19 protein-coding genes are annotated in these 15,208 nt (G+C 58.3%); 14 read left to right on the top strand and 5 right to left on the bottom strand.

What is annotated here, in order from left to right; all coding sequences use genetic code 11:
* Window positions 1-180, top strand: a 180-nt coding sequence (locus RCI06_RS04755; protein WP_306574686.1) for a hypothetical protein, incomplete at its 5' end; no start/stop codon positions are given.
* 48 nt (window positions 181-228) lie between these two features.
* Here the strand turns inward: RCI06_RS04755 and RCI06_RS04750 are convergent.
* The 3 genes from RCI06_RS04750 to RCI06_RS04740 all read right to left on the bottom strand — a co-directional run bounded on the left by RCI06_RS04750 (window position 229) and on the right by RCI06_RS04740 (window position 3,158).
* The gene (locus RCI06_RS04750; RefSeq protein ID WP_121586650.1) at window positions 229-1,260 is read right to left on the bottom strand and encodes a 3-deoxy-7-phosphoheptulonate synthase; all 1,032 of its coding nucleotides are present in this window, start codon (window positions 1,258-1,260) and stop codon (window positions 229-231) included.
* A 229-nt stretch (window positions 1,261-1,489) separates the two neighbouring features.
* Window positions 1,490-2,314: a DeoR/GlpR family DNA-binding transcription regulator gene (locus RCI06_RS04745; RefSeq protein ID WP_306574683.1), complete on the bottom strand. Its 825-nt coding sequence runs from the start codon at window positions 2,312-2,314 to the stop codon at window positions 1,490-1,492.
* Between the two features lie 43 nt (window positions 2,315-2,357).
* On the bottom strand, window positions 2,358-3,158 hold the full coding sequence (locus RCI06_RS04740; RefSeq protein WP_306574680.1) for a sugar phosphate isomerase/epimerase: 801 nt from the start codon (window positions 3,156-3,158) through the stop codon (window positions 2,358-2,360).
* A 245-nt stretch (window positions 3,159-3,403) separates the two neighbouring features.
* Here RCI06_RS04740 and RCI06_RS04735 point away from each other — a divergent pair, with 245 nt between their 5' ends.
* The 10 genes from RCI06_RS04735 (at window position 3,404) to RCI06_RS04690 (ending at window position 12,759) form a co-directional block, all read left to right on the top strand.
* Window positions 3,404-4,915, top strand: a complete 1,512-nt coding sequence (locus tag RCI06_RS04735; protein WP_306574678.1) for an FGGY-family carbohydrate kinase — start codon at window positions 3,404-3,406, stop codon at window positions 4,913-4,915.
* Window positions 4,916-5,016: 101 nt separating this feature from the next.
* Window positions 5,017-6,075: a substrate-binding domain-containing protein gene (locus RCI06_RS04730; RefSeq protein WP_101552643.1), complete on the top strand. Its 1,059-nt coding sequence runs from the start codon at window positions 5,017-5,019 to the stop codon at window positions 6,073-6,075.
* A gap of 103 nt (window positions 6,076-6,178) precedes the next feature.
* Window positions 6,179-7,666 (top strand): sugar ABC transporter ATP-binding protein, encoded by a 1,488-nt coding sequence (locus tag RCI06_RS04725; protein ID WP_306574675.1) that lies wholly within the window; start codon window positions 6,179-6,181, stop codon window positions 7,664-7,666.
* Window position 7,667: 1 nt separating this feature from the next.
* A complete protein-coding gene (locus RCI06_RS04720; protein ID WP_101552638.1) occupies window positions 7,668-8,636 on the top strand; it encodes an ABC transporter permease in 969 nt (322 codons plus the stop codon).
* Window positions 8,637-8,670: 34 nt separating this feature from the next.
* Entirely contained in the window at window positions 8,671-9,168 is a 498-nt protein-coding gene (locus tag RCI06_RS04715) for a secondary thiamine-phosphate synthase enzyme YjbQ (RefSeq protein ID WP_306574674.1), read from the top strand.
* 36 nt (window positions 9,169-9,204) lie between these two features.
* Entirely contained in the window at window positions 9,205-9,924 is a 720-nt protein-coding gene (locus RCI06_RS04710; protein WP_101552634.1) for a triose-phosphate isomerase, read from the top strand.
* Window positions 9,924-10,421, top strand: a complete 498-nt coding sequence (locus RCI06_RS04705) for a secondary thiamine-phosphate synthase enzyme YjbQ (RefSeq protein WP_101552632.1) — start codon at window positions 9,924-9,926, stop codon at window positions 10,419-10,421. The genes RCI06_RS04710 and RCI06_RS04705 overlap by 1 nt, the downstream gene beginning before the upstream one ends.
* A gap of 24 nt (window positions 10,422-10,445) precedes the next feature.
* Window positions 10,446-11,513, top strand: coding sequence for an alcohol dehydrogenase catalytic domain-containing protein (locus RCI06_RS04700; protein ID WP_306574672.1), 1,068 nt, complete (start codon window positions 10,446-10,448; stop codon window positions 11,511-11,513).
* A gap of 160 nt (window positions 11,514-11,673) precedes the next feature.
* On the top strand, window positions 11,674-12,117 hold the full coding sequence (locus RCI06_RS04695) for a hypothetical protein (RefSeq protein WP_306574671.1): 444 nt from the start codon (window positions 11,674-11,676) through the stop codon (window positions 12,115-12,117).
* 48 nt (window positions 12,118-12,165) lie between these two features.
* A complete protein-coding gene (locus RCI06_RS04690) occupies window positions 12,166-12,759 on the top strand; it encodes a DNA-3-methyladenine glycosylase I (protein ID WP_101552627.1) in 594 nt (197 codons plus the stop codon).
* Window positions 12,760-13,088: 329 nt separating this feature from the next.
* Here the strand turns inward: RCI06_RS04690 and RCI06_RS14355 are convergent, their stop codons facing one another.
* Both RCI06_RS14355 and RCI06_RS04685 read right to left on the bottom strand, forming a co-directional pair.
* The gene (locus RCI06_RS14355; RefSeq protein WP_373690843.1) at window positions 13,089-13,289 is read right to left on the bottom strand and encodes a helix-turn-helix domain-containing protein; all 201 of its coding nucleotides are present in this window, start codon (window positions 13,287-13,289) and stop codon (window positions 13,089-13,091) included.
* A gap of 83 nt (window positions 13,290-13,372) precedes the next feature.
* A complete protein-coding gene (locus RCI06_RS04685; RefSeq protein WP_306574669.1) occupies window positions 13,373-13,567 on the bottom strand; it encodes a hypothetical protein in 195 nt (64 codons plus the stop codon).
* Between the two features lie 382 nt (window positions 13,568-13,949).
* On the opposite strand from RCI06_RS04685, the gene RCI06_RS04680 reads away from it, so the two are divergent.
* The 3 genes from RCI06_RS04680 to RCI06_RS04670 all read left to right on the top strand — a co-directional run bounded on the left by RCI06_RS04680 (window position 13,950) and on the right by RCI06_RS04670 (window position 15,104).
* Entirely contained in the window at window positions 13,950-14,126 is a 177-nt protein-coding gene (locus RCI06_RS04680; RefSeq protein ID WP_306574668.1) for an antitoxin, read from the top strand.
* A gap of 190 nt (window positions 14,127-14,316) precedes the next feature.
* The gene (locus RCI06_RS04675) at window positions 14,317-14,490 is read left to right on the top strand and encodes a hypothetical protein (RefSeq protein WP_306574667.1); all 174 of its coding nucleotides are present in this window, start codon (window positions 14,317-14,319) and stop codon (window positions 14,488-14,490) included.
* Window positions 14,490-15,104: an N-acetyltransferase gene (locus RCI06_RS04670; protein ID WP_306574666.1), complete on the top strand. Its 615-nt coding sequence runs from the start codon at window positions 14,490-14,492 to the stop codon at window positions 15,102-15,104. The genes RCI06_RS04675 and RCI06_RS04670 overlap by 1 nt, the downstream gene beginning before the upstream one ends.
* Window positions 15,105-15,208: the final 104 nt, after the last annotated feature.

Below are 15,208 nucleotides of genomic sequence, written 5' to 3'. Positions count from 1 at the left end.
TGTGGGGTTTGGTGTTGGGGGTTGTTGTCTGGTGGGCTGGGTTTTGTGTATAAGAGAATGGCGCTGTTCTTCATTACGTTTGTGATTATAGAGCCTTTTGGGTTGCTCGCTTTTTGCCTTCTTTGCGGTTTTTTTGGTTTTTTTTTTTTGTTTATTTTCCTTATTTGGTGCTTTTCTTAAAAAAACACGCTCTCGGGCGCCGGTCTTGGGGGGCCCCCTTCCGCCGTTTCAGCAGTTTTCGGCGATTTTATAGAGGAGCTTTTCAGTGTCGGCCCAGCCGAGGCAGGGATCGGTGATCGACTTGCCATAGATGTGCGTCCCGCCGATCTTCTGGCAGCCCTCCTCGAGGTAGCTTTCGATCATCACGCCCTTGACGAGCTTTTTGAGGTCGGGATTGTAATTGCGGCTGTGGAGCACCTCGCTGACGATGCGGATCTGCTCCTTATACTGCTTGTTCGAATTGGAGTGGTTGACATCCACGATCACGGCGGGATTTTGGAGGCTGCGCTCGCCGTACATCTCCATGAGGCGCACAAGGTCCTCGTAGTGGTAGTTGGGGATCGTGGTGCCGTACTTGTCCACGCCGCCGCGCAGGATGACATGCGCGAGGTCGTTGCCGCCGGTGGTGACGTCGCAGCCGCGGTAGATGAAGTTGTGGGGATGCTGCGCGGCGAAAACCGAATTGAGCGTCACAACGAAATCGCCGCTCGTCGGGTTCTTCATCCCCACGGGGATGTCCATCCCGCTCGCGGTCAGGCGGTGCTGCTGGTTTTCCACCGAACGCGCGCCGACCGCCTCGTAGGAGAGCAGGTCGTCGAGGTAGCTGCGGTTTTCCGGGTAGAGCATCTCGTCGGCGGAGGTGAGTCCGCTTTCCATGATCGCCCGGGTGTGCATCCGCCGGATGGCGATGATGCCCGCCAGCAGGTCGGGCGCCTTGTCCGGCTCGGGCTGGTGGAGCATACCCTTGTAGCCCTCGCCGGTGGTGCGGGGCTTGTTCGTGTAGATGCGGGGGATGAGCATGAGACGGTCGGAAAGCCTGTCGTTGAGGGAAGCCAGCCGCGACACATAGTCGCAGACCGCGTCCTCGTTGTCGGCCGAGCAGGGCCCGACGATGACGACGAACTTGTCCGAACGCCCGGTGAAGATATCGCGGATTTCCGCGTCGCGCCGCGCCTTGACCCCGGTGATCTCCCGGGAGAGCGGGTATTCCGCCTTGAGATCCGCGGGCAGCGGCAGCTGCTTGTTCAGTTGCATTGCCATATGGTTGCCTCCGTTTTGCCGGTTCGTTCCGTACCGTAACAGCGTAATGCCAAACGCCGCCGATGTCAAGCGGAAAGATGCGCAAAAATATCTGGTTCCGCGCGCGTTTTTTGGTTCGGGGCGCTTTGCCGGAGGAGGACGCCTGTCGATTTACCGTGAGGCAGGGAAACAGGCCGCTCCGGGCAAAAGCCCGGGGCGGCTTGTTCGGCAGATTACACGGCTGCCGCATTCACCCAACGGAAAGATGATCTGCGCCGGATTCGTCGACGTCGACCAGCTGCAGAGAGACGCCGACCTCTTTGGCCAGATTGATGTAGTAGCTGTCCAGGAGCGAATCGGTGATAATGACATGCTTGGGGAAAAAATGCTCATAGCTTATGTAAGATTTTGACATAAACTTACTGTGGTCCGCCAGGATATACACCTTATCGGACCGCGCCGTAACGAGCCGGTCCATATTGCCCGTTTCGTTATCCGACGCAATCAGCCCGTCGGTCAGTTCCACGCCGTCGACGCCAATATAGCTCCTGTCGAAACGCGCGCCCCTGATCGCGGACTCGGAGATGTGCCCCGCCACGTCGCGCCGCCGCTTTCGGAACTGACCGCCTGTCAGAATGACCGGCATAAAATCCTCCGCCATCTCGATGATCAGCAGGGAATTTGTCATGATGGTGACATTTTCGATTTCCCCGTCCGCAAGCCGCCGGACGAGGTTCTTCATGAATTGCTGGGTCGTGGTTCCGCCTGAAACAAAAATAATCTCGTTGGATTCCACCAGGCTGCTGGCGTATTTTCCGATCGCGGCCTTTTCGGGGACATGCTCCACCGTCTGCACCTCGTAGGAATACTCCGGGTGAGAAGGAACATGCCGCAGCGACTGCAGGCCGCCGCCTTGGACGCGGATGCCCAAACCGTCCCGTTCCGCCTCGATGCACATCCTGCGGGCGGTCGATTCGGACACACCGAACCGCGCTTGGATTTCCTGAAGCTCCAGTTTGCCGGCTTCTTCAAGCAGCGCGGCGAATTCGATATACCTTTGACTGATCTTTCCCATAGCGCACCATATTTCGGATAAATTTTTTGTCCCGTGCGGCAATTCAGACGAACGATTTGAGAAACGCGGCTTCCTCTTCCAACTGATCGAGCACGCGGTCCCCCAATATCGCACATTCCAAATTCACATAACCATTATATCCAGCTTTCCCCATAGTTGCAAACATCTTTTTCCATGGCAGGCACCCTTTTCCGGGCAAAAGGCGGTTGTTGTCGCCCAGGTGTACGTGCCGGATGAGGGGCGCAAACCTCTCGAAGGCGGCGCACAGGTCCGCCTGCTCGATGGACATGTGGAAGGTGTCGAAGAGCAGGCCGGTACCCGGAAGCCCCACCTCCTCGACGATTTCGGCGTTATCTTCTATGCAGTTGAGATAGGGCGACTCATACCGGTTGATCGGTTCGAGCAGCAGCAGGGCGCTGCCCTCCAGCTCTCCGGCAAGCTCCGCGTAGATCGCTTGAAAGCGCTTTTGCTCCTCGCGCTCCATTTTGAGATAGGGGTCCAGCAGCGGAACCGGCGTGCGCGGCGCGTACTGGTATTCCATCTCGGACACCGCGCCCAACTGGTTGCACACCTCGATCGCGCGCCGGTAGATCGCCTTTGACCGCGCCGCAACGGCGGGATCGGGGCTCATGAGCTGGCCGTAGTCCGCGCCTGAAAAGCAGAATTCACAGACGCGGACGCCGGTGCGCGCCTCCAGCGTCAATAGCTCCTCCTCTTTTTTCGGCGTCCAGTCCGTAATCTCCTCAAAGACGGAGATGCCGTCAAACCCGCATCGGCGCAGGTTCTGCGCTTTCTCCGTCAGCGTCCCGCCGGGGACCATCGTATTCGTACAGGAAATTTTCATGTGATTTCCTCCTTGCGGCCGTCCGGCCTTTCTTTACCGATATCATAACTAAAATGAAAATATCCGTCAACAGATTTCAAAAAATATTGTAGATAGTGACATATATTGTAGTTATTGCTTGGAATTTTCGACAAAATATTTCAAAATATGAAAAATTCGTTCAATTATTCCTTGACAAACAATTTCTGCCCCGTTATATTCAAAACAGAATTCACCCTTTTCAACACCGCGACGGGAGGACTTCCATGAGCTGTCTGCTTGTGACGGACGTCGGCACGACGTCCATCAAATCCACGCTGTTTGATCTGCAGCTGCGCCCTCTGGCCTCGGCCACCGGAGAATACAGCATCCGGTCCTATCCGGACGGCCGCGTCGAACTGGATCCGGAGACCTATTGGACCTATTTCCGCCGCGGTCTGGCAGCCGTCTGCGAACAGGCGGGAATCCACGCGGGGGAGATCGAGCGGCTGACCTTCACCACGCAGGGCGAGACGCTGATCCCGGTGGACGCCGGGGGCCGCGCCCTTGGAAACGCGATCGTGTGGCTGGACACGCGGGCAGAGGCGGAGGCCGGAATCGTCTCTCGTGAAGCCGGCGCTGACGAGCTGTACCGGCGCACCGGGATTGCGGACTGCAATGCGACCTGTCCCATCAGCAAGCTCCTGTGGATCAAGAAGCATGCCCCCAATCTTTACACGGCGGCAAGCCGCTTCCTGCTCGTGGAAGATTACCTGATCCTGCGGCTGACCGGCCGGTTTGTCAGTGAAAAAAGCGTCATGTCGACGACCGGCTACTACGATATCTACCACGACGCGCTGTGGACCGAACTGCTCGAGGCGCTCGGCCTCGACCCCGGCAAACTCCCCGAAACGCTCGACTGTGGGGAGGAAGCGGGTACGGTCCTGCCCTCGGTGGCCGCCGAGCTGGGTCTTTCGCCCCGCGCGCTCGTTGTGACCGCGGCAATGGACCAGATTGCCTCCACGCTCGGCGCGGGCAACGTGGCGGACGGCATCATCACGGAGACGACGGGCACCGTCCTGGCGATCGCAGCCACCTGCGGGAAGGAGAGCCTGTGCGCCGACAAGCATGTCACAGTCTATAAACACGCGCTGCCCGGCAAGTACCTCTACCTGCCCATCTGCATGACGGGCGGTATGGCGCTCAAGTGGTTTAAGGATCAATTCTGCGCGGCTGAGCAGTCTTTGGCGAAGGAGCGCGGCCTGCCGGTCTACCGCCTGCTCGACGAGCTGGCGGAGCAGAGCCCGCCCCTCTCGAACGGCGTTTTGACGCTGCCCTATTTCAACGGAACTTTACAACCGCAGTTTAACCCGGCTGCACGGGGCGTTTTTTTTGGCGTCGGGCTCGAAAATACACGGGCCGACTTCGTCAGAAGCATCCTTGAATCGGTCGCCTACATGCTCCGGGAAAACATCGAGATGATCGCCGCCCTCGGAGGAGGCGCGCCCTCCCGGCTCCACTGCTGCGGGGGCGGAAGCCGCAGCAGCGTCTGGAACCAGATTAAGGCCGATGTGCTGGGGCTGAACGCCTATGAGCTCACCTGCTCCGAGACGACTTCCATCGGGGCCGCCGCCCTCAGTCTCCTGCCCAAATACGGAGAGGCCGGCGTCGTCTCCCTGCTTGAGCAGACAAACCCGATCCGGCGGGAGTACCTGCCTGACCCGGAAACCGGCGAGGCATACCGGTCCGGCTATGCGCGTTATCTGGATTTGTACCAGTCTCTCAAGGGCTTATTCTGACGGAGCCTCAAAACAACGGCGCGGCCCGCTGCGCCCGGGAGGTGGTTGAGCGACCTTTGCCATTCGAATACGGACACGAAAATCCATGGAGGAGAGATGAAATGAAAAAGTTGTTAGCAATGTTCCTGAGCGTCTGTATGATCGCCGCCTTAGCGGCTTGCGGCCAGAGCGCCGCCGCCCCGGCTCCCGCCGCGTCCTCGGGCCCGAAGGCGCCGGAGAGCGTTCCGGCGGAGAACGGAATCCCGAAGGAGGGGCATCTCAAATGCGGCATCGTCCTTGACTGGATGGGCGCCTCCGCGTTTGTCGAAGCCATCAACAACATTCAACAGGCGGCCGCGGAGATGGATGTCGAGCTTATCACCTGGGACTGCAATCTCTCCGCCGAGGCGTGCGTGCAGGGAATAGAGAATTTCATCGCCGCCGATGTGGATATGATCTATGTACAGAACTGGACCGGCTATGATACGATCCGTGACGTCTGCAACAAAGCGTTGGAAAAAGGTATCACGATCGTCGCCTATGACAACTTCGTGGACGGCAGCGTCTACACGCTGATGGCCGACATGGAAGGGATCGGATACACGCTGGGCGACGCCGCGGTGCAATGCTTTGAAAAACTCGACAGCGCCCCCACCGACACCATCGTCGTCATCTGCGCGACCGGCACCGAGTACAGCGTGACCCGAACCAATCTTGCGATCGAGCGGATCAAAGAAAAACTCCCGGAGGCCAACGTCGTGGTCTTTGACGTCGTCTCCTACGGCGGCAGCGGCAACACCGCGGGTGTGGCGATCGGCGAGGCGCTCATCAGCGGGTACGACGACGTGCGCGCCGTCCTCGCCACCGACAGCGCCAACACGGCGCTGGGCGTCTATGAGGCGTACAAGGCCGCGGGCATCACCGACGGCGTGGGCGTCATCACCAACGACGGCTCGCTCGAGGAGCTGCGCGCGATCGCTGAGGGCGGCACCTTCTACGCCACCGTGGACCTGGGTCTCGTGACGCTGATGACAGACCTCTTCGAACGCGGGATCAACTACATCCGCACCGGCGAGATCGTGGAAGCGGAAAAACTCGTCTATTTCAACAGCGACATCGTGACGCTGGAAAATCTCGCGGACTACTACGACGTTGAGAAAGGCGAGCGCGTCCTTAAATAACGGAAAGCAGCCCGCGGCCGCTCTGCGGCGGCCGCGGGACTACCCCGGAGTTTGCCCGCCGCGAACTCCCAGAAAGGAGCGATGCATCCTGGCGAATCAGATTATGGAGCTGCGGGAGATCACAAAGCGATATCCCGGCGTGCTCGCGCTCGACGGCGTCTCCATCGGCTTTGAAGCCGGCGAAGTCCACGCGGTGGTGGGGGAAAACGGCGCGGGCAAATCGACCCTGATGAAGGTAATGGCCGGCGCAATCCGGCCTGACGCCGGGGAACTGTGGTTCGAGGGGACCCGCTACGAGCATATGTCTCCCCAGCTTGCCCACCGGCTTGGAATCGAGATCGTCTACCAGGAGTTTAATCTTCTCCCCTCCCTCACGGTCGCGGAAAACCTCTTCGTCGGCGAACTCAAGGGGCACGCCCTCTGGATCGACCGCAGGGGCATGGAGGAGGAAGCCGGAAGGCTGTTTGAGACGATGGGGGTCAAGATCGATCCGCGGGCGCGCGTCCGGGAGCTGTCGGTCGCGAGCATGCAGCTCGTCGAGATCGCCAAGTCGCTGCGGCGCGGAGCCAGGGTGCTGATTATGGACGAGCCCACGGCCCCGCTCACCCTGCACGAGGTGGATATCCTCTTCGGCCTCATCCGCAAGCTCAGGGCGGAAGGCATCACCGTTATCTACATCTCCCACCGGCTGGAGGAAATCTTTGAGCTGTCCGACCGCGTCACGATCATGCGCGACGGACGGGTCGTCGAACTGCGGCAGACGGCGGACACCACGAAGGAGGATCTCATCCGCGGGATGATCGGGCGGCAGATTTCCGAGCTTTTCCCCGTCCGCTCCCCTGTTTCCGGGGAAACCGTCCTGGAGGTGCGCAGCCTGTGCGGGAGCGGGGACAGGGATATCCATTTCGACCTGCGCCGCGGGGAGATCCTCGGCGTGTCCGGGCTCGTGGGAGCGGGGCGTACAGAGATGGCCCGCATGCTGTCGGGCGCCGATCCGATGGAGAGCGGGGAGGTGACGCTCGAGGGTAAAAAACTGCATATCCGGACCCCAAAGGACGCGCTGGAGCAGGGGATCACACTGCTACCCGAGGACCGGAAGCGCCAGGGGCTCTTTCTGGGACTGCCCATCGACCAGAATATTTCCATCGCCAGCCTCGAACAGTTTTCCCGCTTTGGCGTGATGCTCCGGCACAGACAGCGCCGGAAGGTGCTTGAGCAGATCAAGGTGCTCCGGATCGCCACGCCTTCCCCGGTCCAGCTTGTCAAAAACCTCAGCGGCGGCAACCAACAGAAGGTTGTGCTCGCCAAGTGGCTCATCACCAACGCGAAAGTTATGATCTTCGACGAACCCACGCGCGGCGTGGATGTCGGAGCGAAACAGGAAATATACAATCTGATGGGGCAGCTGACCGGGCGGGGCATCTCGATCATCATGATTTCTTCCGACATGGAGGAGATCCTCGGCATGTCCGACCGGATCCTGGTGCTCTACGAGGGAAAGCAGATGGGGATCCTTGAGCGGGGGGCGTTTTCCCAGGAGGCGGTCCTGACGCTGGCCTCCGGCTATCAGGGAAGTGAAGAAGGTGCTTAATATGGAAAAAAAGACGATATCCACGACGTTCAAACGGTTCCTGCGGCACAATGCGGTGCTGCTGTGCCTCGCCCTGCTGATCGTATATTTCAGCATCCGGCGCCCGGCGTTTATCGCACCCGACAATATCATGACGATTATCAGGCAGGGCGCGTGCACCGGGATTCTCGCGGTGGGGCTGGCTCATGTCCTGATCATCGGCGGCATCGATCTGTCGATCGGCGCCATGGTCTCCCTCACCAGCGTGATCGCCGGAGTCTTTATGGTCAACCACGGGTGGCCGGTCTGGCTCTCGTCCGTGCTGTGCATCCTGCTGACCTGCCTGCTCGGGCTTATCAGCGGCACCGCCATTCACCTGACCTTTATGCCGCCGCTCATCGCCACGCTGGGCGTGATGAATATTGTGCAGGGCCTGGCTTATCTCGCCAACAACGGCATGCCGATCTACAACATTCCCGAGTCGCTGCGCCGCGTGGGGCAGGAGTCGCTTTTCGGCATCCCCAACCCGGTCATCGTCTGGGCGATCGTGCTCCTGATCGGATGGTTCACGCTCATGAAGACGAAGCTCGGGAGGCGGATCTTCGCCGTCGGCAGCAATGAGGAGGCCGCCCGCCTCTCAGGCATCAACACCTACCGGGTGCGTGCGGCCGCCTACGGGCTGTGCGGCGCCTACGCCGGGATTGCCGGAATCGTGATGACCGGCCGCCTCAATTCGGGACAGACCAACGCCGGCGGCACCCTTTATATCGACGCGCTCACCGCATGCGTCGTCGGCGGCATCAGCATGTCGGGCGGCGAGGGGCGCGTGCCCGGTATCATTGTCGGTATCATTATCATGGCGGCGCTCTCCAACGGCATGGTTGCCGTCGGGCTCAATTCCTACTGGCAGCTGGCCTGCAAGGGGCTGCTGATGATGTTCGCCGTCGGATTCGATTCCTACCAGCGCGTGAAAAAGACGGCCGCCGCATAGCGGCGCGGCACAAAAATGAACGGCAGGAGGCACCATGAGAATTTTTAACGACTCTTTTACGATCCAGTCCGAAGCCCGGCCCACCTTCCACGACGTGACCGACAGGGTCGCCGCCACCATCAAAAAGCAGGGCGTCATAACCGGTGTGGCCATGGTCTATTCCCAGCACACGACCTGCAGCGTCCTCATCCAGGAGCAGTCGGACGACGTCAACTACTATGGGGAGCAGTTGATTCTGCAGGACCTGGTGAATGTCCTTTCGAAGATCATCCCCACCTGTGAAACGGAGGGGCAGTACCTGCACCCCGGGCCGCTGCATGTGGAGATCGCCGGACGGGAACGCGGCGAGCTGGCCAGATGGAGCCTGAACACGGATGCGCATCTGCGTTCGGTGCTGCTCGGACGGTCCGTCCTGGCCCCCGTAATCGACGGGGAGCCGGTGCTGGGAGAATTCGGGCGCATCTATTTCGCCGATTTCGACCAGGTCCGTGCGCGGCAGCGCACCGTGCGGCTCACCGTTTGGGGTGACTGACCTCACCGCCCGCATCCACAAAAAGGAGGGGGTTTTGTGAAACCCATATTGAGGACGCCGTTCTTTGAGTTCGGAGTCAAAAACTATATTTACGGCGACGACGTCCTGCGGATTGCCGAAGCGGCGGACATCGCCGCCGCCCGGTACGATATCGATGTGCTGATGATCGTGCCCTATACCGAAATCCGCCGGGTTGCGGAGAACACCGCTCGCCTGGTTATCCTCGCGCCCTATATGGACCTGCTCTCCCCCGGACGCGGCATGGCGGACGTACTGCCCGAGGCGCTCAAGGCGGCGGGCGCGCGCGGGGCGGTCGTCAACCACTGTGAACGCCCGATGACCCTCTCCGCGGTCAAACGGACGATCGACCGGGCAAGGGAGCTGGGGATGCTCTCCTTCGCCTGTTCCGACAGCATCGCCGAGGCCCGCGCCCTTGCACAGCTCGGGCCCGACATCATCAATCCCGAACCCAGCGAACTGATCGGTTCCGGCACGCCCAGCGGCCCCGCTTTTGTACGCGAGGTGACCGCGGCCGTCAAGCACATCGATGATACGATCCTTGTGGAGCAGGCCGCGGGCATCTCATCGGGAAAGCAGGTGTATGACCTTATCCTCGCCGGGGCGGAGGGATGCGGCGCGAGCTCGGGCATTTTCCTGTCCGATGACCCGCGGCGGATGGTTGAGGAAATGATCCGGTCTGTGCGTATGGCACGCGACGACCGCGCTCAGGCCATGAAAAAACAGGGGGCGTCATGATGAAAGTTTACAGGGAAACCCTTACGGTCCATTCCCCCGGGCACAGGCCCGCCTTCCACACGGTCACTGACGGGGTCAGGGCGGCGCTTGAGCGGTCGGGCGTGCAAAACGGCATCTGCGTGGTCTATTCCCATCACACCACCTGCTCGGTGCTGACACAGGAGTGCTCCTTTGATCTGGCCTACAACGGCTTGGAATATCTGCAGCAGGACCTTGTGGACGTCCTTGAGGCGATCATCCCCACCTGCCGCAGGGAGGGGCAGTACCTGCATCCCGGCCCCAAGCTGACCGAGTTTTCCGCGCGGCACGGGGAGGGCAAGCCGGAGACCCTCAACACGGACGGACATCTTCGTTCCTCCATCATCGGGCGCAGCGAGACGATCGTCGTCGCGGGAGGCAGGCTCGACCTGGGAGAGTTCGGGCATATTTATTTCGTCGATTTTGACCAGACCCGGCCGCGCGACCGGCAGGTGCAGGTGCAGATTCTCGGCGAATAACCAAAAGGAAGCGAGGAGAATGACATGACAGAGATGATGAAGGCGCTGGTGGCGTACGCGCCGCACGACTACCGGTACGAGAATTTTCCCCGCCCGGTGCAACCGCGCGCCGGGGAGCTGATTCTGAAGGTCAGGGGCTGCGGCGTCTGCGCGGGGGACATCAAGGAATATAACGGCCTGCCCGACGCCTGGGGAACGGGCAACGACGACATGGAAATCGAGCCGCCCATCATCCCCGGGCACGAATTCTGCGGTGAGGTCGTCGCAATCGGGGAAGGCGTCAAGGATTACGAATGCGGTGATATGGTCGTCGCGGAGCAGATCGTCCCCTGCGGGGAGTGTCCGGACTGCCTGGCCGGGACGCGATGGATGTGCAGCAAAATGCAGTTGTTCGGCTTTAAACAGGTCGCACACGGCGGTTTTGCGGAATATGTGCGGATTCCGAGCAAAGCGATTACCTATAAGGTCCCGGAACGTTTTTCAGTCGAACAGGCCGCGCTCATCGAGCCCTACGCCTGCGGGATGCACGCGGCCGAGCAGGCGGGGGTGCGGCATACCGACGTGGTGGCGATCGCCGGCATGGGCGCGATCGGACTGGCGATCACGAACATTGTGCGGCTTTCGCTGCCGCAGAGAATTCTCGCCATCGATACGAATGGCGAGCGGCTTCGTCTGGCGAAGGAGTTCGGAGCGGACGCCGTGCTGAACCCGCTTGAACAGGATGTGCCCGCGGAGATCCACCGTCTGACCGGCGGTGCGGGATGCGACGTTTATATTGACGCGTCCGGTTTCCCGGACAGCGTTCCCCAAGGCCTGGTATCGCTGAAAAACCATGGGCGTTATGTCCAGTTCGGCCAGTTCCCCCGCGAGGTGACGGCGAACTGGAACATCATCGGGGACGGCAAGGAACTGACCGTGATCGGATCCCACCTCTCCGCAAACTGCTATCCCCCCGTGATCCGCGGCATTGAAAGCGGCCTTCTCCGTACCGACGGCCTGATTTCGCATACCTTCCGCCTGAAGGACTGGAAGGAGGCCTATGAGCTGCCCGGGAAGGACAAGACGGCCATGAAAGTGCTGATCGTCCCTTAAACGATATCGATATTGAAAAGAGGGCCCATTCCTACCGAATGGGCCCTCTTTTCCTAATTGACGCGGTTGAGTTTCCCCCGCTTCTGGGGTAAAATGAGCTTATGAAACGGAAACGCACGCGATCCGGCAGGAAACCGGAAGCACCGGAGGAGGGATTTCTATGAAAAAGCGGCCCCCGCTGGAGAAGATTTACGAGGCATACAGCGCCATCGCCGACGGCCGCGTATTGATGGGGGAACACGAGGCCGCGGTGCGCTCGTCGGACGGAGGAAGGGAGTACCGTGTGACCTGGACGGGGGACGCCTACGCCTCCACGGACAACGCCACCTACTGGCAGGGGTACGCGGGCTATCCGGTGCTTGCGGTGCTGCTGCTTCAGGGGCGCCTGCCCCTGGACCGGACGCTTGCCGGGCGGTTCGCCGGGATCCGCTGGCATGAGCTGAACGCGCGCCATAAGCGGGATTATGCCGCGGCCGCGCGGGAGGCGATGGAACAAAACGGGATCCCCGCCGAGGAAGCCGATACGGAGGCGCGGCGGGTGCTTGCGGCGCTGGAGGCGCTTCCGGTCACGCTGGGGCGCGGGAGACGCCCCGGGAAGGGATGACGGCGGCCGGCGCGCCGCGAAAAAATCAGATGGAAACGGGGAAATGGGATGGAACGCTGTGAATGGTGCCTTTGCAACGAAAAGATGACCCGGTATCACGACGAGGAATGGGGCGTCCCGCTGCACGACGACCGGGGACAGTTTGAATTCCTCATGATGGAGGTGATGCAGTGCGGGCTCAACTGGAACATGATGCTCCAAAAGCGGGAGATTTTCCGGGCGTGCTTCGACGGGTTCGACTATGACAAAATTGCGGCCTACGGGGAGGCGGACGTCGAACGGATTCTGGCGTGCGACGGGATGATCCGTTCCCGCCGCAAGGTGGAGGCGGTCATCCAAAACGCCGGACACTTTCAGGAGATCCGCGCGGAATTCGGATCGTTCAGCCGATTCCTCTGGGACTTCACAGACGGGAAGAGCATCCTCTACGCCGGCCATCAGAAGGGCAGGATCCCCGCGAAAAACGAGCTGTCCGACCGGATCAGCAGGGAGCTCAAGGGGCGCGGCTTCCGTTATCTCGGACCGGTCACAGTCTATTCGCACCTACAGGCGTGCGGCGTGATCAACGACCATCTGGAGAGCTGCGCCCGCCGCCAGGAGATCGCGGAGCGGTACCCCACAGTCCGGAAACGGGACCGGTGAAGGCCGAATGGCGGAGCCTGCGGTCAGATCAATGAACCGTACGCCGTAAATACTCGAACTCAGAAAGAATATATGGAAACAAAAGACCCGCATGACAGCCATCAAACTGGCTTATCATGCGGGTTTTGGCGGAGATGGAGAGATTCGAACTCTCGCGCCCGTTTCCAGACCTACTCCCTTAGCAGGGGTATGCTAAATCCGCTGTTCATACGGGATTGCACAACGCTGAGTGGGAGTAGGGTGGGAGTATCATATAATTTAATAAGCGTTATACAGACAATGTGCCCCAAAAAGGCGGCCCGCCGTCGAAGTTTACACCATGCGAATCTCTATGCGACAAGCCTGGACACGGGTACTCCCAGCGCCCTGGCAAGGCTTTCTATAACGTCCGAAGTCGGATTTGCGGTGCCGCACTCGACCGCGCTGACCGTGCGCACGCACACCCCCGAAGCAAAAGCAAGCCGTTCCTGCGACCATCCCAATTCCAATCTGCTCATTCTGACATTCACTCCTATTGTCGTCGATAACATGACGCGTTCCCTTTCTGCGGGCCGCCGAGATTGATTTTACAATATATCTAATAAAGAGAAAAGCCGCCCCGAAGGGCGGTTTGTTATCTGGCAAGATATGTGTGGTTGATGGCGTTGCATTCTGCGTAGCAGCAGTACTGCGTGATGGTCGGGCGCTCTCCGCCTTTGATGTAGAGACAGCTTTCCATGTTGCTATGCTCGGCAATATTCTCTGCATATTCAAGCATGTCGCGAAGTTCTTTAAGGGTAATCTGCAGGCCGTATCCGGTGTATCTCATGTCTCTTCCCTTTCTGCCCTCGTAACCTCCGGGGCGGGCTTGTATTTCATCGTGTGGTCTGATATAATAGAGGCAAGGCAAGGGGCTTGATTTGCTAGGTTAGGTCTTTGCTGTGGCGGTTAAGCGGTGGTGCGCTTGACCGCTTTATTTTTTGCCTCTTGCCAGAGCCTTTGCCGATCATCCTGTGGGAGCCGGTCAAACTCTTTGCTCGTCACGGGCCATCCTCCTTTCATGGCCCCTTGCCTTACCTCTTGTCTATATTATAATACATGTGCACATGAATTTCAATTGATAAACCCAACAAACATATGCACATGAATATAGCCATTATTTACATATACACATGAACTGAAATGTGTTATAATAATGTCGAGGTGATGAGATGGCAACGAAAGCGCACTTAGAGGGGAACAAGCGGCACTTGGAAAAACTGGACCGTGGCGTATTCTACGTCCCAAAGGGAGAACTGGCTATCATTCGGGAGTTCGCCGCCCAGAAGGGCATGAGCTTGAACGCCTACATCAATAAGCTAATCGACGATGATATGACAAATAATTGACTTGAAATGCAAACTTTTGCAAATATTTCTCTTTCTACGGTATAAGTGAGAGGACACATAATCAATTGGGGGTGATGGATAAAAATATTACGGTAACATTTGTTGACTTTCGGCTTTACGGTGTGTTATATTTAGCGTACAGGATACTTTATGTGCCCTCGGGAATAGTATGTGATAAGGAGGGAATAAGGTGGCTACTAACAGTATTTATAAGAACATTTCGATCAAGAAGAATCACGAAGGCCGTCGCCTCGTATCCGCCCTCGAATATGCTTCTCGAGAATCAACACCTTCCGTTATTATCAAAAAGAAATGCAGAGAGGTAAAGGGCGAACAAATTAAGACATTATTTGGGGACCGCTGATGGACGGATATGTGCAAGTCTCTTTGGGCGATATGATTGAACAAATTGGAGAGGGTAGAGTAAAATCTATTCTCTCCTCTTTTTCGTGCCCTATGAATCCCGATATTGAATACTTTTTAAAACATAGAGCCATCGAGTTTGCAAAGCAATCCATGACTCCCACTCATTTGATATTTTCGTCTTATAAAGATAAACTGGAACTGATTGGGTATTTTTCCTTAACGATCAAAACTTTTAGGGTATATAAAGATAGAATTAGCAGAGCCCTTTGCGATAAAATTAAAAAATTTGGTGTTTTTGATGCTGACCAGAGGGTGTATATGATACCCGCCCCCCTTATCGCTCAGCTTGGGAAAAATTTTTCAAAAGGCCTAGATAAGCTGATAAGTGGAGACGAACTTCTTCAAATGGCAATTGACAAAATTGCCATGATCCAGCAGAGCATAGGCGGAAAGGTGGTCTATGTTGAGTGTGAAGACAAGCCCAAGCTCCTCGATTTTTATAGGCGAAACGGCTTTGTGCGTTTTGGGGAGCGAAGGTTGGATTTGGATGAAAAATCTCGAATGTATGGTACTGAGCTTATCCAACTTTTAAAAGTAGTGAAGCGAAAATAGTGGGGCAGCAACCGGAATAACCGGAAGCCGCCCCGCTTTCTTATCTAAAAATCATGCTCGCTGCCAACAGTCCCAGAACCGCCCACTGCATGACGATGCCGACG

Origin of the sequence: Anaerotruncus massiliensis (ex Togo et al. 2026) (assembly GCF_030825285.1) — a bacterium.
Classification (GTDB): domain Bacteria; phylum Bacillota; class Clostridia; order Oscillospirales; family Ruminococcaceae; genus Anaerotruncus; species Anaerotruncus massiliensis.
The sequence above is the reverse complement of the archived record's forward strand: the minus strand, read 5'-3'. Positions and strand labels throughout refer to the sequence as shown.